This window comes from Agrobacterium sp. Azo12 (genome assembly GCF_029193765.2).
In the GTDB taxonomy this organism is placed as follows: Bacteria; Pseudomonadota; Alphaproteobacteria; order Rhizobiales; family Rhizobiaceae; genus Agrobacterium.
In genome coordinates this window covers 902,641-922,689 of the sequence record NZ_JARFYO020000001.1, presented here as the reverse complement: position 1 = coordinate 922,689, position 20,049 = coordinate 902,641, and the positions used below count along the sequence as shown (strand labels likewise).

18 protein-coding genes are annotated in these 20,049 nt (G+C 53.1%); 3 read left to right on the top strand and 15 right to left on the bottom strand.

Translation table 11 applies throughout. The features are described 5' to 3' along the window. Positions 1 to 21: 21 nt before the first annotated feature. The 5 genes from PYL13_RS04170 to PYL13_RS04150 form a co-directional block, all read right to left on the bottom strand. On the bottom strand, positions 22 to 939 hold the full coding sequence (locus PYL13_RS04170) for a flagellin N-terminal helical domain-containing protein (protein ID WP_192487006.1): 918 nt from the start codon (positions 937 to 939) through the stop codon (positions 22 to 24). A gap of 452 nt (positions 940 to 1,391) precedes the next feature. Next, positions 1,392 to 2,012 (bottom strand): hypothetical protein, encoded by a 621-nt coding sequence (locus tag PYL13_RS04165; RefSeq protein ID WP_275640549.1) that lies wholly within the window; start codon positions 2,010 to 2,012, stop codon positions 1,392 to 1,394. A gap of 2 nt (positions 2,013 to 2,014) precedes the next feature. Continuing rightward, on the bottom strand, positions 2,015 to 4,282 hold the full coding sequence (locus PYL13_RS04160) for a polysaccharide biosynthesis tyrosine autokinase (RefSeq protein ID WP_405049442.1): 2,268 nt from the start codon (positions 4,280 to 4,282) through the stop codon (positions 2,015 to 2,017). Between the two features lie 177 nt (positions 4,283 to 4,459). Further along, positions 4,460 to 5,188: a hypothetical protein gene (locus tag PYL13_RS04155; RefSeq protein WP_250983574.1), complete on the bottom strand. Its 729-nt coding sequence runs from the start codon at positions 5,186 to 5,188 to the stop codon at positions 4,460 to 4,462. Between the two features lie 111 nt (positions 5,189 to 5,299). After that, positions 5,300 to 6,508, bottom strand: coding sequence for a polysaccharide biosynthesis/export family protein (locus PYL13_RS04150; protein WP_250983573.1), 1,209 nt, complete (start codon positions 6,506 to 6,508; stop codon positions 5,300 to 5,302). A 319-nt stretch (positions 6,509 to 6,827) separates the two neighbouring features. On the opposite strand from PYL13_RS04150, the gene PYL13_RS04145 reads away from it, so the two are divergent. The 3 genes from PYL13_RS04145 to dnaJ all read left to right on the top strand — a co-directional run bounded on the left by PYL13_RS04145 (position 6,828) and on the right by dnaJ (position 10,907). Beyond that, on the top strand, positions 6,828 to 7,424 hold the full coding sequence (locus PYL13_RS04145; RefSeq protein WP_259147491.1) for a transglutaminase-like cysteine peptidase: 597 nt from the start codon (positions 6,828 to 6,830) through the stop codon (positions 7,422 to 7,424). 364 nt (positions 7,425 to 7,788) lie between these two features. Further along, complete coding sequence (gene dnaK / locus PYL13_RS04140) at positions 7,789 to 9,693, top strand: molecular chaperone DnaK (protein ID WP_192487001.1); 1,905 nt, start codon at positions 7,789 to 7,791, stop codon at positions 9,691 to 9,693. 86 nt (positions 9,694 to 9,779) lie between these two features. Then, positions 9,780 to 10,907, top strand: a complete 1,128-nt coding sequence (gene dnaJ, locus PYL13_RS04135) for a molecular chaperone DnaJ (RefSeq protein WP_259147494.1) — start codon at positions 9,780 to 9,782, stop codon at positions 10,905 to 10,907. Positions 10,908 to 10,969: 62 nt separating this feature from the next. Here dnaJ and PYL13_RS04130 read toward each other — a convergent pair whose 3' ends face one another. The 10 genes from PYL13_RS04130 to PYL13_RS04085 form a co-directional block, all read right to left on the bottom strand. Beyond that, entirely contained in the window at positions 10,970 to 11,509 is a 540-nt protein-coding gene (locus PYL13_RS04130) for a DUF924 family protein (protein WP_405049431.1), read from the bottom strand. A 27-nt stretch (positions 11,510 to 11,536) separates the two neighbouring features. Continuing rightward, complete coding sequence (locus PYL13_RS04125; protein ID WP_259147497.1) at positions 11,537 to 11,749, bottom strand: SlyX family protein; 213 nt, start codon at positions 11,747 to 11,749, stop codon at positions 11,537 to 11,539. 75 nt (positions 11,750 to 11,824) lie between these two features. Further along, positions 11,825 to 12,115 (bottom strand): hypothetical protein, encoded by a 291-nt coding sequence (locus PYL13_RS04120; RefSeq protein ID WP_192486999.1) that lies wholly within the window; start codon positions 12,113 to 12,115, stop codon positions 11,825 to 11,827. Positions 12,116 to 12,282: 167 nt separating this feature from the next. Then, positions 12,283 to 13,788, bottom strand: a complete 1,506-nt coding sequence (locus PYL13_RS04115; RefSeq protein WP_250983571.1) for a tripartite tricarboxylate transporter permease — start codon at positions 13,786 to 13,788, stop codon at positions 12,283 to 12,285. Positions 13,789 to 13,797: 9 nt separating this feature from the next. Then, a complete protein-coding gene (locus PYL13_RS04110; RefSeq protein ID WP_250983570.1) occupies positions 13,798 to 14,259 on the bottom strand; it encodes a tripartite tricarboxylate transporter TctB family protein in 462 nt (153 codons plus the stop codon). A 97-nt stretch (positions 14,260 to 14,356) separates the two neighbouring features. Further along, positions 14,357 to 15,340, bottom strand: a complete 984-nt coding sequence (locus PYL13_RS04105; protein ID WP_250983569.1) for a tripartite tricarboxylate transporter substrate-binding protein — start codon at positions 15,338 to 15,340, stop codon at positions 14,357 to 14,359. A gap of 213 nt (positions 15,341 to 15,553) precedes the next feature. Then, the gene (locus tag PYL13_RS04100) at positions 15,554 to 16,930 is read right to left on the bottom strand and encodes a sigma-54-dependent transcriptional regulator (protein WP_275640548.1); all 1,377 of its coding nucleotides are present in this window, start codon (positions 16,928 to 16,930) and stop codon (positions 15,554 to 15,556) included. Continuing rightward, entirely contained in the window at positions 16,927 to 18,753 is a 1,827-nt protein-coding gene (locus tag PYL13_RS04095) for a sensor histidine kinase (protein WP_275640547.1), read from the bottom strand. The genes PYL13_RS04100 and PYL13_RS04095 overlap by 4 nt, the downstream gene beginning before the upstream one ends. Before the next feature lie 204 nt (positions 18,754 to 18,957). Beyond that, a complete protein-coding gene (gene rpmF, locus PYL13_RS04090) occupies positions 18,958 to 19,143 on the bottom strand; it encodes a 50S ribosomal protein L32 (protein ID WP_006724402.1) in 186 nt (61 codons plus the stop codon). 149 nt (positions 19,144 to 19,292) lie between these two features. Next, complete coding sequence (locus PYL13_RS04085; RefSeq protein ID WP_275640546.1) at positions 19,293 to 19,940, bottom strand: glutathione S-transferase family protein; 648 nt, start codon at positions 19,938 to 19,940, stop codon at positions 19,293 to 19,295. Between the last annotated feature and the right edge of the window lie 109 nt (positions 19,941 to 20,049).

Here is a 20,049-nt window from a genome sequence, read left to right as displayed (position 1 = left end):
TTGTGAGCTTTGCTCCGTTTATTAACGGAAGAGCGACAGAATGTTTTCCGAGTTGCTGTTTGCAATCGACAGCGACTGGATGCCGAGCTGCTGCTGTGTCTGCAGAGCCTTCAGGCGGGTAGATTCTTCGTTCATGTCAGCGTCAACCAGACGACCGATACCGCTTTCGATGGACTCGTTGAGCTTGGCAACGAATTCTTCCTGCAGGTCGATACGCATGGAGATCGAACCGAGGTCAGCAGCAGCGCTTGTCATCTGCTTCAGAGCGGTTTCAACGATATCCAGAGCGTTCTTCAGGTAGTCAGTTGCTGTGTTGGTAACATCCAGTTCGATAACCGAGAAGCCAACGCTGCCAACGGTCGTAACCTGACCGAGAATACCTGCTGTTGTTACCAGGCTGCCAGCTGTGTTGACGCCGAACAGAACGTTCGCATCCGTACCAGCGTTATTCAAAACATATTCGGTGTGCTTGACGGTAACATTGTTGTTGCTGTCACGGACGAAGCCGGAAACAACAGACTGCGTGCCGGAGCCGATGACCCAGTTTTCGCCGCTGAAGGAAGCAGCTTCCGAAATCGACTTCAGCTGGTCCTGCAGCTGGTCAATTTCTTCCTGCACCTTCTTGCTGTCGACAGAGTTTTCCTGCGCGGTAACGAGCTTCTTCTTAATTTCCTTAACAACGTCGATGGCGGATTCCATCGCGGTGTAAGCGGTGTCAACCTTGGCGGCGCCCAGACCGAGTGCGTCGGAAACGGCGTCCAAAGCCATGTTGTCAGAACGCATGGTGGTCGCGATCGACCAGTAAGCGGCGTTGTCGGATGCTTCACCAACACGCAGGCCGGACGAAACGCGGCCCTGGGTTGTTTCCATGTTGGAATTGATGTTGCGGAGAGTTTCCAGCGCAGACATGGCTGCGATGTTTGTCAGAATGCTAGTCATTGGAAGTTGCCCCTTGAATTGGCTGATTTTAGGGAGGGGACATTCCGGGTACACACCGGTGAACAGCCGTCAGCATCATGCTTACTAACTTATTAATAAATATAGTTAACTGGCCGTTTCGTTGGCCACAGAAAACACCAATATGGTTAAAGAAAACCTAAGCGAATTTAAAAAAGCGCTTCGGCAGAAAACACAGCATTCTGTTTGTGTGAAAGCATACGCTGACATGCCTTTCACGCCAAGGCGTTACAGCCTTTGAGTGTATCTGCTGCTTTTGGAGATTATTTTTTTGCGACCGCCTGCAGAGTAGCGAGACTTAGCTCTCTACACTTGGCGACGCGCAGCGACAGCCGGAGAAATTATCAAAATACAACGCGGCTCGAAAATCCCGTTCACGTGTCTAAAAACTCAGCGAGATAATCACGGGTTTCGGTTTATACCCTAGTGTCAAACTACGAGGTTTTGGGGCACAAATCCGGTAACTGCTTCCGGACCAAGTTCCATCGACTACCGCAAACAGCATTTTTGTCAGCATTGTAGGCCGCGGCGGCTTTTTGTTGTAACTGCGCGGGAGCCGAATTCCACAGTGCAAACCGGCCGAGAATAATATTCTCCTCGGCTGGAGCGAGTTGTTGGGACAGCGATATCGAGTGCGCCAATTCGTCCAAATTTGACGTTCTGGCATAGCGAACCATTGCGAAACGTAACCAGACATTGCCATCAACAGGCAAACACTTCAGAGCATGACGGAGATATCGTTCGGCAAAAATCAAGCCGTTGGATCTGCTCGCAATTTCCTGCAATTGGTAGCGGTAGTCCAGATCCTTCAAAACGAGCGACATACCGGCCTTGACGATGTCAGAGCGGCATACATTGTCATCGACAATTTCTGAAAGACTGTCCATCGAAGCAAGCAGCATTTCATTGGGAACGCTGCCATAGGTATCCACATCCTGCGCGATTGACAAAACATTCGCAAACCTGGAACTGTACCAAGTCTCCTTAAATGCATAGCTCAGCACCAATAAAGATGCCGCCATAACAATGGCGGCAGCAAAAATCGTCGCTCTCATAATCAGGTCTTTTCCTGGTAATATTCTGAGTAGCGCGAATAATAATATTCGGTCGAGCCGTAGGAGCGGTAAAGGTTCATCTTTTCCTGATCAACCTTATTCAGGATGACACCAAGGCACTTCTGGCGGATCAAAGGCTCAGTCTCGAGTGTCTGGCGCACGACACGCCGTGCCGTTTTGCCCCACTCTGCAACATAGACAAACCCATCGATACGGCTTGCCATGGCGCGTGCATCCACAACCGGCCCAAGAGGCGGTAGATCAATGATGATGTAGTCTGCACTGGAAGAAAGCGTGCTCAACAGCTTCCTCATCGCGACAGATGAGAGCAACTCAGAGGAATGCGGAACGCGATGCTTGACCACTGCTGGCAAGAAAGCCATACCTGTGCGGGCATTATAAAGGAAACAATCTTTCGGGCTCTTCCCGTCCAGCAGGGTTTCAAGAAGACCTTCCTGCGCGTGGCGACCAATGGCGCGCGTCGCACCTGGATTGCGCAAGTCGGCATCAATCAGGATAACACGGGATCCCTGGCTCGCCAGCAATTCCGCGAAATTGACTGAAACCGTGGACTTGCCCTCACCCGGCAACGTCGAAACAATACCTATGACCTTGCATTCCTTCTCAGAAATTCCAAGGTCAGCTGCAATCTTCGCGCTGCGAAGCGTCTCAGCGAACGATGATAGCGGATGGTCAATCACGTAATTGGTGACTTCAGTCGCCTTGCGAATACTGCGAGGATTGCTTTCCGTTGCGTTATCAACAACCCGCAGACCATCATTCATCAACGGAGCGATGCCAAGGAATTCAAGGCCAAGGATATCACGAACCTGCTCTCCCGTACGGAAGAACCGATCCCTGAATTCCCTGAATGCGCCAATACCAGCACCGATACCTGCACCCATTATACAAAATGCCGCCAGCAGAAGCATTTTGCGTGGTTGGCTTGGAGATGATGGCGGATTGGCACTTGAAATCACGCGTGCGTCGGTGACTGGGAACGACTGTTGCTGAACAGCTTCCTGGTAGCGCTGCAAGAATGTTTGGTAGAGATTCTTGTACGTCTCGGCCTCACGCTCCAGTTCGCGCAATTGAACCTGCGTTTCGTTGGCGACAGCGCTTACCCCAGTCGCCAACGAAACGCTATTTTGAAGAGAGGTTTCTCGTGCTTTTGCAATTGCGAGGTCACTCTTGTAGCTCTCAGCAATACGCCCCAATTCTTCAAACATCAAACGTCGATACTCTTCCATCTCTTTTCTGAGACGGATCGCCTGAATATGTTGTGCACCGAGACGAGAGGAAATTTCTGATTCAAGCTTGGATGCCGCAAGATACTTTTTGCGCATTTCGTTGACGATAGAACTATCCAGCGCGTCAGTCACAATAGCATCCGACTGCCCAGCGCTGATTACTTTTTGAATACCATCGAGTTTGGCAGCAGCTTTTGCAGAATCAGACTGTGCAACAATCAACGCACTATTCAACTCAGATAATTGCTGATCTGACACCAGCGAATTACCTGCAGTCACGAGGCCATTGGCCGATCTAAACTTCTGGACCGCCAAGTCCGTTTCCATCGCCTTCTGACGCAGTTCGTCAATCCGGTCCTGCAACCAAACACTTGCACGACGCGTGGCGTCATATTTTGAGTTCAATTTGTCTACGAGATATTCAGAAGCGATGCCGTTAGCCACCTTTGCCGCAAGTTCGGGAGATGGCGAGGTGTAGTTGATTTCAAGAACATAGGTCCGGCCTACACGTGTAACACGGATGTTCTTCAGTACTTTGCCGAGCGCGGAACGGCGCTTCGCCTCAATGGCAACGCTGTCTTCTTCGGCACTGGAAAACCACTGCGAAACGTTCACAACCGACCGGACAAAACGAACGACACTACCCAGGAGCGACGATTGATCCGCCATGAACTGAGCATCATTCGAAAGATCGAGTTTATCCACAACCGCCAATCCGATCGTTTCGGACTGTAACAATTCGACTTGACTGAGGACACTTGATTCATCGTCAAGCACGCTACCAATGGCAGATAACTGCTGGACCACCTGATTAGTATTGCGGTCCATGAGAACCTTGGCCGTCGCGGTATACAAAGGCACTGATGTTGTCGCGACGACAAGGCCGAGCAATGCGGCAAATGCTACACAAACTGCAACAACGATCCATTGACGACGCGCTGCGCCAAGCAATGCATCAATCTGAATGACATCGACACGGCCGTTGTCATCAACGTTCTCATGAGAAATGTTTTCTGAAATGTGTCTATTATGAAGCTGCAAACTTTCACCTCTGAAATACGATACTTCAGGATAATTCAGGCGACGAGAATACCATCCCTGACGTCTTAAAGCAGATGCCGAAAGTTCAAGGCCTAATTATGCCCCATCTTATAACTCGGCCTTTAACAGGCCAAAAGACGGGACATAATTTCAAATTTAGCCTGGGCTCACATCAACAACCGTCGTGGTATTGCCATCAGCAAAACCAGTTACGGTGCTGCCACCAGTTGGAGCAGTTGTCGAATTGGTCTGAGTGACCGGTGACGAGCCTTCGCCGAGACCACCAGTCCCGCCACCGACAGCACCTGCCGCACCACCAATTGCACCGCCGCCACCAGCGCCGGCACCACCTGCTCCTGCGCCACCGCCAGCTGCGGTCGCCGTGAAGTTATCAGAGAATGCCTGAGCGAGTAAACCAGCAGCACCTTCAACGCGAACACGGATCATTCGAGCAAGAGCTGCGTTGTTTGCGTTACTTGCCGCATTTGCAGCCAGCGCCAACCCGTCACCCACAGCTTCGGCAGATGGCGAATTCGCTTGGGCAAATGCAAGAACCTCGTCCACAATTGCACGCGTCGCGTCCGTTACTGTGGTTTCAGGTGGCAACAGCAGTGCAACCTGCTCTGCCATAGCTTCCTCTTGAACGCTTCCGCCAGCGATACCAGCCTGAATACGAGCGAGGAACGCACCGATAGCCTCGCCTTCCGCTCTTGAAACAGCAACTGGCGCCGGAGCACCCTGCTCAGCAGCAGGAGTATTAACTTGCTCAACTGCAGGAGCTTCAACTTGCGGTGCAGTTGCCTGAGCGATTGCCGAAGACTGCCCAGCCACTACAACGATGGCTGCAGCTGAGAGCAACCCAAGCATATGCTTGACAATAACCATGCAAATATCCCCAAAACAAATGGCTATAAGTATCTGTTTTCAATCCATCACACAGACGGACGATTAACGCAATATTAATAAAGAAAGCCTGACCGGCTTCCATTATTATGTTTAATTTTTAAGTGCCCGAACCGAAGTGCGGGTGGCAAGAACGTCACTCGAAACATCAGCTGCAGTTGCGGGTACAGAACCAACCAGATCAAGAACCTTGTACAGTTCGATTGCATCCGAATTGGTAACGTAGACAATGTCCTTGTCCTGCATCGGGAACTTCTGAACGGCAAAGAACGTGGCTGGATCTCTCAAGTTTGCCCGGAAGATCACAGGAACCTCGTCTTTGACGAACTTCGAAGTATCAAGGCCAAGCTTTACCAGCAGGTCGCGATTGACGACGCGGTACAGGAAGACCTGCGCCGGATCGGCTCTTGAATCCAGCAAGCCACCGGCCTTGCCGAGTGCATCAGACAATTTCAGTTCAGACTCTTCGAAATCGAAACGACCGTTCAGACCAGAAGCACCAAAGGCCATGAATGTACGACGTTCACGATCAACCATCACCACATCGCCGGGCATCACATAGATGTTTTCCTGCGGATGGCTGGTCAGATAGTCGTAATGAACCTTCGCAGAGCGACCATTACGAATAAGTGTGACATAAGATTCAATGCCCGGCGAACTCAAGCCCCCAGCTTCAGAGATCACGTCAAGAATACGCTCGCCAGCATCTGTCAGGTCAATTTTAGCTGCGGATTTGACATCCCCCAGAACGGAAACCTGCGCTGAGCGGCTACTGATCTTGTTGATCATGACCTGCGGCTCGATAGCACGGTTTGCCAGGCGCTCTTCGAGATCAGCTTGAACTTCTTCTACCGAGCGACCTGCTGCGCGTACACGGCCGGCGTATGGCACGCTCACGGTACCGTCGCGCGCAATCGTCTGGTTTGGAAGAGAAACATAGTTGCCTGGGCGGCTCCCTGCGTCCTGTGGAATGAAAAGACCACCGGCTTGGGATTCAAAGACTGAGACTTGAACAACGTCGCCTACGCCAAGCGGCAGAGATGGAGGACCGCCGCGTCCACCGCCGAAGCCGGTCGCCATGCTACCACCCGTTGCACCACCGATATAACCAAGCACTCGGCTGTTGATTTCAATCAGCGCATAATCGATGCCTGCAACGCCCTTATTGCCACCCTTCTTGTCAGAGACAAGTTTGACGGATGCCTGAGATTCGATCGACCTAAAATCCGGCCCCGAAGAAGAGGTTACAGTGCAGCCAGAAAGAACTGCTGTGCTTAAAAGCAACACACTCGAAAAACGCATAATATAATCAAGTCCCTTTAAATCACAAACTCCATAAGCCACACGGCGTTATGGCGCAATACAGTAGGCTTAAAACAATAAACGCAGGCCTCTCCAACCCCTGGAAGCCGTCACATTTATATCACTCAATTTACCTGCCGAGCAGAAAATTCAATAAGCAAGCAAACTGTCGAGAATCCTTATGGCACTTATATGTCCAGATTGAGTAATTAAATTACAACCATTAAAATTTTAAATACACACTTAACTGGCCCGCAAAAACTACCTGATATCAAGCATCCAATAAAAACAATTCAGGTTGCAATGAAACGGGGCTAACATGCTTATCAAGAAAACAGCAACTGCAACATTCCTGTCTTTCGCTATGTTAATGACAGGTACCAGCAGCCTCGCTGCGGCACCCTTAAGTGGATTGGCGCGCAGCGCTGCACCGAAGCCGGATCAGCATATTTCGACCCGCCGCACAACCATTGCTCCATTTTCTTTCGCGAGTTTCTGCACAACCAACTCTGCAGATTGCGATGTTCAGGGCAGCGGTAAAAAAGTATCTTTGTCACCCGACAAGATGAGCCAGCTGAAAAACATCAATAGCAGCATCAACCGCGCCATAAAATACACGTCAGATCAAGATGATAATGACGCATGGGAGATTAATGTCACCCAAGGCGATTGCGAAGATTACGCACTGACAAAACGCCACAAACTGCTTGCTGCTGGCTGGCCCTCCGGCGCCCTGCGTATCGCGGTCGCTCGCCTGCCAAATGGCATCGGCCATGCCGTACTTGTCGTGACAACAGACCAGGGTGACTATGTGCTCGACAACCGCACCAATGAAGTAAAGCCCTGGCACAGAGTCAATCTGAAGTGGCTGAAAATCCAGTCACCGGATTCACCGCGCAAGTGGCTCGCCATTTGAAATACGTGAAATTCCGTGACGATTGCGGCCCCGCATCGGGGCCGTTTTTATTTGAGTTGATCCTACCAGAAAAAATATACCAAAATGTCATTTTTTCTAATTATTCACCCAGCAGCACCTATATGAGCTCAGGAGTTTGACGGCTGCGAACGCATGTTGTGGCAATAAACTGTGGTAGGCCATTCCATTTCTTTTGTTTTGCCGCATTCCACACCGCTTACCGCCTTGCAGCCGGAAAAATCGCTCCTTATATACGCCCCAGAACAGCAAAAATGCTGAACAGATATCAAGACAATCCAAGTCAAGGAGTTGTCAATGGAATGCCTACCGGGGTTCCGACAACTCGCTTCAAGGAGAGAGTAGAATGGCAAAAGTAATCGGTATCGACCTTGGCACGACCAATTCCTGCGTCTCAGTTATGGACGGCAAGGACACCAAGGTCATTGAAAATGCAGAGGGTGCACGCACCACCCCTTCGATGGTTGCGTTCAGCGACGATGGTGAGCGTCTGGTTGGCCAGCCTGCCAAGCGTCAGGCTGTAACGAACCCGACAAACACACTGTTCGCGGTAAAGCGTCTGATTGGCCGTCGTTATGACGACCCGACCGTCGCCAAGGACAAGGGCCTCGTTCCTTTCGAAATCGTCAAGGGCGATAATGGCGACGCATGGGTAGAAGCCCAGGGCAAGGGATATTCGCCATCGCAGATCTCCGCGATGATTCTTCAGAAGATGAAGGAAACCGCAGAAGCTTACCTTGGTGAGAAGGTCGAAAAGGCCGTTATCACGGTTCCGGCCTACTTCAACGACGCACAGCGTCAGGCAACCAAGGATGCTGGCCGTATCGCCGGTCTTGAAGTTCTGCGCATCATCAATGAACCGACTGCGGCTGCTCTCGCTTACGGCCTCGACAAGAAGGACGGCAAGACGATTGCTGTTTATGACCTTGGCGGTGGCACCTTCGATATTTCCGTTCTGGAAATCGGCGATGGCGTTTTCGAAGTAAAGTCCACCAATGGCGACACGTTCCTTGGTGGTGAAGACTTCGACATGCGTCTGGTCGAATATCTGGCCGGTGAATTCAAGAAGGATCAGGGCATCGACCTGAAGGGCGACAAGCTTGCGCTGCAGCGTCTCAAGGAAGCTGCCGAAAAGGCTAAGATCGAGCTTTCGTCTTCGCAACAGACCGAAATCAACCTGCCATTCATCACGGCAGACGCTACCGGTCCAAAGCACCTGACACTGAAGCTGACCCGCGCCAAGTTCGAAAGCCTGGTTGATGACCTCGTTCAGCGCACCGTTGCGCCGTGCAAGGCCGCTCTCAAGGACGCTGGCGTATCTGCCTCCGAGATCGACGAAGTCGTTCTGGTTGGCGGCATGAGCCGTATGCCTAAGGTGCAGGAAATCGTAAAGCAGTTGTTCGGCAAAGAGCCGCACAAGGGCGTAAACCCTGACGAAGTTGTTGCCATGGGCGCTGCCATTCAGGCTGGCGTTCTGCAGGGCGACGTCAAGGATGTTCTGCTTCTCGACGTAACTCCGCTGTCGCTGGGCATCGAAACACTGGGTGGCGTCTTCACCCGTCTGATCGACCGCAACACGACGATCCCGACAAAGAAGAGCCAGACCTTCTCGACCGCTGAAGACAGCCAGTCTGCCGTAACCATCCGCGTCAGCCAGGGCGAGCGCGAAATGGCACAGGACAACAAGCTTCTCGGCCAGTTCGACCTGGTTGGCCTGCCACCGGCACCACGCGGTGTTCCACAGATCGAAGTGACCTTCGACATCGACGCCAACGGTATCGTTCAGGTATCCGCCAAGGACAAGGGCACAGGCAAAGAACAGCAGATCCGCATTCAGGCATCTGGTGGTCTGTCCGACGCGGACATCGAAAAGATGGTCAAGGACGCTGAAGCCAATGCTGAAGCCGATAAGAAACGCCGTGCAGGCGTTGAAGCCAAGAACCAGGCTGAAAGCCTCATCCACTCGACCGAAAAGTCGGTGACGGAGTATGGCGACAAGGTTTCGGAAGCAGACCGCAAGGCTATTGAAGATGCAATTGCATCGCTCAAGACAGCCGTTGAAGCTTCCGAGCCGGATGCAGACGATATTCAGGCCAAAACCCAGACACTCATGGAAGTATCCATGAAGCTTGGTCAGGCGATCTACGAAGCGCAGCAGGCAGAAGCCGGTGAAGGCAATGCTGAAGGCGCCAAGGACGATATCGTCGACGCGGACTACGAGGAAATCAAGGACGACAAGAAGTCTGCTTAATGCTGGCTTCTGAACGTACTTGATTGAATGACTAAAATCCGGCTGCCTCGTGCAGCCGGAAATCCATTTTGGGGCGTGTTATCTTCATGGCGAAAGCAGACTTTTACGAAACCCTCGGTGTGAGCAAGTCCGCCGATGAAAAGGAGCTGAAAAGCGCCTTTCGCAAACTTGCAATGAAGTATCATCCGGACAAAAATCCAGATGACGCCGAATCTGAAAAAAAATTCAAAGAAATCAACGAAGCCTATGAAACGCTGAAGGACCCGCAAAAGCGCGCGGCCTATGATCGTTTCGGTCACGCTGCCTTTGAACAAGGCGGCATGGGTGGCGGTGGCGGCGGTGGTTTCGCCAATGGCGGCTTCTCGGACATTTTCGAAGACATCTTCGGCGAGATGATGGGTGGCGGTCGAGCACGCCGTTCGTCCGGTGGCCGCGAACGTGGCGCTGACCTGCGCTACAACATGGAAATCTCGCTTGAAGAAGCCTTTACCGGCAAAACGGCGCAGATCCGGGTTCCGACCTCCATCACTTGCGACGTATGCACTGGTTCTGGCGCGAAGCCCGGCACGCAGCCCAAAACCTGTGGCACCTGCCAGGGTTCCGGTCGTGTGCGCGCAGCGCAAGGTTTCTTCTCGGTCGAGCGTACCTGCCCTACCTGTCATGGTCGTGGTCAAACAATCACCGACCCGTGCAGCAAGTGCCATGGCCAGGGACGTGTCACCGAAGAACGTTCGCTTTCCGTCAACATTCCATCGGGTATCGAAGACGGCACACGCATTCGTCTGCAGGGCGAAGGTGAGGCCGGGATGCGCGGTGGACCGACCGGTGACCTGTACATCTTCCTGTCTGTAAAACCGCACGAGTTTTTCCAGCGAGATGGTGCCGATCTTTACTGCGCCGTGCCAATTTCGATGACTACGGCAGCCCTGGGCGGTACATTCGATGTGACGACACTGGATGGCACAAAATCGCGTGTCTCCGTGCCTGAGGGCACACAGGCCGGCAAACAGTTCCGTTTGAAGGGTAAGGGCATGCCGGTGCTGCGTTCTGCGCAGACGGGCGATCTCTATATCCAGATTCAGATCGAAACGCCGCAGAAACTCAGCAAACGTCAAAGAGAGTTGCTGCAGGAATTCGAGCAGCTTTCGTCGAAGGAAAACAATCCGGAATCGTCGGGTTTCTTTGCCCGCATGAAGGAATTCTTTGACGGCTAAGCGTCTGACGTAACGGCATAAAATTGAAAGGCTGGAGATTGTGACAATCTCCAGCCTTTTTATTATCCGGCAAATCCACCCTCATCGAGAAACGCCTGTTCTTCTGGCGTCGTGTCGCGGCCGAGAATTCTGTTGCGATGAGGAAAGCGGCCAAATCGCTTGATGATGTCACGGTGCTCGATGGCGTGGTGTAATGACGGGCCACCAATGATCTCGATCAGGCGGCAGCAGAACTCCTGATCATCCAGTTCTTCCGAATGCATGAACGGCATATAGAAAAACACGCACAGCGCCTCATCGACCGCCGTATCAAGACCTTGTGCGATGGACTTGTGGGCAAAATGTCGAGCAAGCGAATCCGTCGCATACATATGGCCCGTTCCGCGGAAACAGTTGCGTGGGAACTGATCCAACAATAGCAGAAGAGCCAGTGCACTTTCCGCATTGTTCAGCCAGTCATCCAGTTCACGGGCAGCCGCTGCAAAATGCGCAGCTTTAAATCGATCATGGAACTCCTGGTCGAAATCCTCATCCTTGGCAAACCACTTTTCAGGACCTGCATTTTTCCAGAAGGTGATGATTTCGGCTGCTGTTGCTATCAATGCTGTTACCTCTGCAATGTGGGGATTTCAGTAATGTGGCGGCCTGGTAATGGCGGGCGCGTCCAATGACTGTTCTTCCAGGCTCAAAAACCGCTCAGTCAAACGGTCCAGTTTGGCACGCGTTTGTTCCACGACGCGCCATTGCTCCGCCAGTTGATCCGAGAGTTCATCAATAACACGGCTTTGATGGGCGACCGTTTCCTCCAGTGACACTACCCGTGCTTCCATATCAGTCGGCATGCATATCCTCATTTATTCCACAGTGCTGCATTCAACCCACACCGGCAGAATGTCAACCGACGGCATAATGTTACCTCACCTTTCCTTACGCCGTTTATACGGCATCAACATGATTGCGGATGCCGTCACGGCACCGGCAAAGGTTGTGACAAGAGGCAGAGAAATCAGCAACATCGGCAACAGCGGATTTTGGGAATGTTCAATCCGGGTTCCAAGACCGCCGATATCAAAGAACATCAAACCAGCCGCGATAAATAGGCCAAGGCTTGCCCCAAATCCGGCATTACGCGCTAGAAACCATAACATGTCCCAATGATCCTGCCGGGCTTCTTCCGGCGTCATCTCAAGGTCGTCGTCGTTTTTCATGGCGCATCCCTTCTGCGGGGTATTTTCAAGATTGTACAACAGCACCCACAAAATCGGAATTGATTTTCAGAATGCGCGCTATGACATGACGGGGCGGACGACACACTCACCAACGAAAAACCCCGGCAGGGAATGCCGGGGTTGCGAGTAATGGAAGCTGATGAGGATTATTCTTCTTCCTGAAAAACCTGCTCACGCTTTGCCTTGACGCTTGGCAGGAAGACGACAACCAGAACCAAAGCTGCAATAGCCAACAGGATGGCGCTGATCGGCCGTGTGACGAATGTTGTCGGATCGCCACGCGACAAGATCATGGCACGGCGCAGGTTCTCCTCCAACAGCGGCCCAAGCACGAAGCCGAGCAGCAGCGGCGCTGGCTCACAGCGCAATTTCACCAGCACGTAACCAATGAAACCAAAGAAGGCGACGGCGTAGAGGTCGAAGACATTGGAGTTCACGCTGTAAACACCGATAGCACAGAAGGCCATGATGATCGGGAACAGCACGTAATAGGGAATGGTCAGCAATTTGACCCAAAGCCCGATCAACGGCAGGTTCAACACCACCAGCATCAGGTTGCCAATCCACATCGACGCAATGATACCCCAGAACAAGGCAGGCTGTTCGCTCACCACATTTGGGCCGGGCACAATGCCCTGAATGATCATCGCACCAATCATCAGCGCCATAACGGGATTGGCGGGAATGCCAAGCGTCAGCAGCGGGATGAAGGATGTCTGCGCACCGGCATTATTGGCAGATTCTGGACCAGCCACGCCCGCAATCGCGCCGTGGCCGAATTCCTCAGGGTTTTTCGACACACGTTTTTCAACAGTATAGGACGCGAACGAGGCAAGGATTGCGCCACCACCGGGCAGAATACCCAAAGCCGAGCCAATGACGGTGCCACGTAGAATAGGTGCAATCATACGTTTGAAATCATCCTTGCTTGGCAATAGGCCGCTGACTTTGGACATCAGCACCGAGCGGGAATGTTCATCTTCGAGATTGCGCAGGATTTCCGCTATGCCGAAAACACCAACTGCTAGCGCCACGAAATTCAAGCCATCGGCATATTCACGGATGCCGAGCGTGAAGCGCGGTGTACCGCTGTAGATATCGGTGCCAACAAGACCCAAAAGCAGGCCCAGCACCACCATCGCCAGTGCCTTCACGATGGAGCCATGCGCCAGGGCAATGGATGACACCAGGCCGACGACCATCAGTGAAAAATATTCGGCAGCACCGAACTTTAGTGCAATCACCGTCAGTGGCGGCGCAAAGATCGCCACCAGGAATGTCGCAACTGTCCCTGCAAAAAACGAACCAATTGCCGCTGTAGCAAGTGCTACGCCCGCCTTACCTTTGCGGGCCATCTGATAACCATCGATGGCCGTTACGGCAGATGAGGATTCGCCGGGCATATTGATCAGGATAGCGGTGGTTGAGCCACCATACTGCGCGCCGTAATAAATGCCGGCCAGCATGATCAGTGACGAAACCGGCTCAAGCTGGAAGGTGATCGGCAACAACATGGCGATGGTTGCCGTTGCGCCAATGCCCGGCAACACGCCGATCAAGGTTCCCAGCAACACGCCAATCAGGCAGAAGAACAGGTTTCCAAGCGACGACGCCGTGCTGAAACCAAGTGCGAGATTATCGAAAAGTTCCATCGAAACCTCTTAGAACTTGAGCCATGGACCAAACCGCTGGAACGGCAGGCCAAGACCATAATTGAACACGACGACCGAAAAGACAGTCAGCCCGGCCGCCAGAAGAACGGCGGTGTGGACTTTCATTTTACGGGAGGCGAAGGCGGCTATCAGCGCCGTGAAAAAGATTGCCGGCACAAACCCTAGCCCGCGAACGGTAAAACCGAAGAAGACTGGTGCGGGCAGAATAAGCAGCATGCCGCGCCAGGCGATAGCGCCCAGCGGTTCATGTGCCACCTTGCCGGAACGCAGGAAGATGACCGCACCTAACACGACGAGAACCAATGACAGGACAAAGGGGAAATACCCCGGCCCCATCCGAAATGTCGTGCCGAGATCGAGCTCGAAAGCCTGCCAACCGAACGCCACGCCGAGACCGACAAAGATCAACCCGCAAACGGCTTCGGACATATTGAAGGAAACTGATTTCATAGAAGCTCCGCTTCCGCGCATGCATCAGACGCTAGCGCACCATGGAAAGGGCTAAAGGGACCGGCGGCCTTGCCGCCGGTTCTTTCAGATAGAGGTATCAGTCGGCGTATTGGCCAGCAGACTCGATGACCGGCTTCCAGCGGGCGATTTCGCTTTCAAGCTTGGCCTTCAGCGCGGCTGGCGTACCATCTGCTTCCGGGGATGGGATGGTGCCAAGTTCAGCAAAGCGCGCTGCAATGTTCGGGTCCTTCAATGCGACCTGAAGCGACTTCGAGAGACGATCGACAGCCTCCTGCGGTGTGCCCTTTGGTGCATAGACACCATGCCAGATACCCACTTCAAAGCCGGGAAGGCCTGCTTCAACAGCAGTTGGTACGTCAGGCAGAACATCAAGACGATTTGGCGAGGTCACTGCGAAGGCTTTTACTGTTTTACCCTGGATCTGCTTGGTGGTGTTGGTTGTCTGGTCGCACATGATATCAACCTGGCCGCCGAGAAGGTCAGTCATCGCTGGACCAGTTCCCTTGTAAGGCACAGTCACCAGCGGTGTCTCAATCGCGCTCATGAACAGCATGCCGCACAGATGCGAGGCGGCACCGATACCGGCATTGGCAACCGTTACTGTGTCCTTGTTGGCCTTGGCATATTCAATCAGGCCCTTGAGGTCCGTCGGCTCCAGATCCTTGCGTGACAGGATGGTCATCGGCACTTCAGTGACGAGGCCAACATATTCGAATGCATTGAGCGTATCATAGGCCAGCTTGCGATAGAGCGTGGCGCTGGTTGCCATGCCGATATGGTGCAGCAGGATCGTGTAACCATCAGGATCAGCAGCGGCGACGCGACCGGCACCAAGCGTGCCGCCGGCACCGCCAACATTTTCAACGACGATTTGCTGGCCAAGGTCTTTGGACATGGATTCCGCAACCAGACGGGCTACAGTATCGGTGGGACCACCGGCTGCAAAAGGCACCACCATGGTGATACCGCGATCGGGATAGGTCTGCGCAGAAGCAGACATCGCAATCAGCGAAACGGTTGCAGCCATGACGGCAGACGACAGTGTCTTAAAAAAATTCATCGGTTCCTCCCAGAATGTGACGATGATGTTCGCAAGAACCGACTCCTCAATCGGAACCTGCGGATACGTCATTTGCAGCGGGGGGAAACGAAACTGCAATCGGCTTCGCATGACGCCGCAGCATCTTTTGCTATGAACAAATGGTAAATGGGTGGAATTCGAAACATTGCGGAAAAATGACGGGTGGAAATCCACCCATCTGGCCAGTTGGCGTTACAAAGCTTCTTCATCAAGTTGGGTCATACTACCCAAATGGCGTTTATCGAGGCCGTATTTCTGCATTTTTTCGTACAGCGTTTTGCGTGAAATGCCGAGCGCTTCATAGACAGCCTTCAGATTTCCGGCATTAAGGGCGATTGAACGGGCAATCAGATCGCGCTCATAAGACGCCACTTTATCCGCCAGACGATGTGGTTGCCTGTTATCATCATCGGCGACCACCTGCTCGGCATTTTCAGATGAAAGGCCAAGCACAAAACGGTCGGCAGCATTGCGCAGTTCACGCACATTTCCTGGCCATTCCCGCGTCGCTATATCCGCGATAACACTTTGCGGAACCTCCCTATCCTCGCGGCCATAACGAGCCGCCGCCTCACGCACCAGATGCAGGAACAGCAGCGGAATATCGGACCGCCTTTGTGCCAGCGATGGCACGTGCACGGTTGCGACGTTTAGCCGATAGAGCAGATCAGGCCGAAAACGGCCGGCAGCCACCTCTGCCTCAAGATCGACCTTACTGGTGGCAATAAAACGGACATCCAGTTCCACAATGTCGTTGGAACCAAGACGGGTAATAACCCGCTCCTGCAGTACGCGCAGGAATCTTGCTTGAATGTCGATTGGCATCGAACCAATTTCATCCAGCAGAATGGTACCGCCACGAGCGTGTTCAAATTTGCCGTAGCGGGCACGAATGGCCCCGGGAAAGGCGCCTGCCTCATGGCCAAACAATTCGCTTTCAATCAGGTTCTGTGGCAAGGCCGCACAATTGATCGCCACGAACGGACGATTGGCGCGGTTGCTGACATCATGCAGGGCACGCGCCACGACTTCCTTGCCGGCACCGGTTGCGCCAATAATCAAGGTATCGGCATCGGCGGCACCAATCGCTCGGATACGATAGCGAAGATCCACCATGACTTGGGTGCGCCCGGGAAGCCTCGTTTCAAGATCATCACGTTTGCCAGCGACGGCGCGCAGGCGTCTGTTTTCCAGAACCAGCGACCGTTTATCCATGGCGCGGTGAATGACACCTGACAGATATTGCGCAGTGAAGGGCTTTTCCATGAAGTCGTAAGCGCCATTGCGCATGGCATTAACGGCCAGTTGCACGTCGCCGTGGCCGGTTACCAGAATAACCGGAATTTCTGCATCCAGTTCCCGGACCTTTTGCAGCAATGTCATGCCATCCATGCCAGGCATCCTGATATCGCTGACGACAACACCATCAAAACTATAACCGATCAGTTCAAGGGCATGTTCGGCACTGGACAGCATGGTCACGGAAAAACCGGACAGTTCCAGCGCCTGCGCCGTGGAAAGGCGAAGCTCTTCCTCATCATCGATCAGCAAGACACGGGCACCATTCATTCCGCAGCGACCTCCGCAATACGCTCAGCCACCGACAATTCGATAACGAACTCGGCACCGCCGCCGTCGGGGTTCCGTACGCGCAGTTCTCCGCCAAAATCCTTGATAATGTTGTACGAGATGGACAGGCCAAGTCCCAAGCCACGACCGACGCCCTTGGTGGTAAAAAACGGATCGAAGATACGTTCCATGATCGCGGCTGGCACTCCCGGGCCATAATCCCGCACCGAAATCAGGACCCTGCCATCATGCTGTTTCGCAGTAACAAAGATCCGGCGGTCTTCCAAAGTCTCCACCGCATCCGCAGCATTTGAAATGATATTCACCAGAACTTGCTGCAAACGGACGAGGCCCGCCTTGACGCTCAAGGGGTTGGTCCCAAAATCCACGATAAGATCGGCGTTGGCGGCCCTCAATCGCGCATGCAGAATTTCCAGCGTGTCCTGCATTGCCTCTTCAAGCGAGACAGACGTCATCTTTTCATTCGGCTTGCGGGCGAAGTTACGCAAGTGGCGACTGATTGACGCCATGCGATCGATCAAAGCCGAGATCCTCTTGAGGTTGTCGCTGGCCTCCTCCACCCTGTCACGTCCGATAAGGAGGGCCGCACTGTCGGCGTAGGTTTTTGCTGCCGCCAGTGGTTGGTTGAATTCATGCGACAGGGCGGCCGACATCTGGCCGAGACCGGCCAGCTTTCCGGCCTGAATGAGGTCCCCTTGCGTTTTTCGCAGCTGTTTTTCGGTTTGCCGGCGTTCGGCAATTTCACGCTCAATATGGCGGTTGACCCGCGCCAGATCTTGCGTGCGCTCCGCCACCCTTCGTTCCAGTTCGGCCTGCGTTTCGGCCTGCAGCACCATACGTTCCTGTAAACGTGCTCGGCGCTGCAAAACTGCGGCAAGGATGAATCCTGCAAGGCAAAGGCAGAGCACCGCGGCAATGACCGTCGTACGTACTTGGTTGCGCACCGAACTGGTGTCCATCAACACCCGCACGGTCCAGCCGGCTTCTGGCATCAGTTGCGACAGGGCGAGATATTCCTGCTCCCCCTGCCCGCTGGCGATCTTGAATAGCGTATGTCCGTCACTGCTTTCGATGCTTAATGGCAATTCACGCAATGTCGCATCGGAGTAGCGGCGAGATGTTTCGGTTCGCAACAACCGATCCTTGGTTAGTGGCAGCAGTGAGGCATAGAGCCACTCCGGCGTACCAGTCATGAAGATGATACCTTCAGGATCAGACACGATGATCCGGTTTTCACCATTACCGAAAGAAGCCTCAATGCCTTCAATATCGACCTTAAAAACGATCACGCCCTTGATGACATTCTCGAACAAAATGGGTGAGGAGAAATAATATCCACGCTTATGCGAGGTGGTGCCAAGGGCAAAGAACCGCGATTGCTGGCCTTTTGCTGCCTCCTGAAAATAGGGCCGGTAGCTGAAATTCTGGCCAATGAAGGTGGCTGGTCCATCGAAGTTGCTGGCAGCAATCGTTTCACCGTCCAGCGTCATGACATAGATGTCCGACGAGTGCAGAAGCGTATTGATCTCTTTCAGATAGATATTGGCGCGGTCACGCAGCAACTGGTTGGAAGGGTTGCTGACCAGTTCCTCAATATCGTCGTGATCGGCCATCAGGGCGGGTAAAGGCTCGTAGCGGCTCAGATGCCCACCGAGAGCCGAAACGGCCAGCCTGAGCGTTGTATGAGCCTGGGAGGAGGCTTCATTCATGAAATGGCGGGAAACAAGTTCGCTGCCCTTGGTCATGGCGACAAGGCCCAGGACCAGACACACGATAGCCACGGGTATCCAGCGATGCTTCACCGGTCATTTCCTCCACTACAGCGCTTTCACGCAATCCCGAACAGTCGCCCGGGTCTCCATCCTCGATGGGAGTGTATGTGGAAGATTGCCGATTTCCAAGATGGCCAATACGCACTGTGCTGCCGTCTGAGTCGTCGGCCAATTGCAGGCACAAAAAAAGCTGGCACAAGGCCAGCTTTTTTTAATCAGTCAGTCAGAAAACGCTTATGCGCTTTCCTTCGGCGTCAGAACCTGACGGCCACGGTACATACCGGTCTTCAGATCGATATGGTGTGGGCGACGCAGTTCGCCGGAGTTCTTGTCTTCAACGTATGTCGAAGCCTTGAGAGCGTCAGCCGAACGGCGCATACCGCGCTTGGACGGGCTTGTTTTTCTTTTAGGTACAGCCATTTGTGTTACTCCACTTAACGGACGAAACGGAGCATGTTGCCACTTATGGCTGAATGCCGCATGTTTCGAAATCGGAAATTTGGCGCGCTTATACATGCCTTACTGGGTCTTGACCAGTCCCCACGCATATTTTTTCAGGTTTTGCAGGGTTATGCCTCACCCTCAGGAACGGTCCACGGCTCGACAATTGCCGCCTGATACCACTTTTGCCATGCAGGATGCGTCTTGATCTCCTGCATATACTCCACAGTATCTTCATTGGAAACCAGATCATAGACATCAAAACGGCAAACAACCGGTGCAAACATAGCGTCTGCAGCCGAAAAAGTCCCGAAAAGATAGGGTCCGCCAGAGCGGGCTCGCAATTCACGCCAGATGTTTTCAATACGCTCGACATCCTTGCGAACCGCGTCGGAGACCTCAAGTTTACTCTTTTTCCTGCGCATGTGCATTGGGCAGGCCTGTCGTAAGGCCCGGAAACCGCTCAGCATCTCCATGGAAACAGAGCGTGCGACTGCCCGGTCTTTTATATTTGTTGGCCACAGCTGTTTTTCAGGGAAGAGATCAGCCACATATTCGATGATCGAAAGTGATTCCCAGACACGCAGATCGCCGTGGTGCAGGACAGGAACCAGCTTGGTGGGCGAGATATCCTTGAACTTCGGGTTGCCAGCCGCAAAGTCGAAGGGAATCAGAACTTCCTCAAAAGGAATTCCCGCCGCTTCCATGGCAAGCCATGGACGGAAGGACCATGAGGAATAATTCTTGTTGCCTATATAGAGCGTCAGCTTTTCCATTCGCTACTCCTGTCACAACGCTTTTAAAACACGCCTGTTGCCAGGCGCGTTTTCAGCCTCTTCCATGACAGATACACGACCGACTGACGATCCTTTGACGGTGATCCGG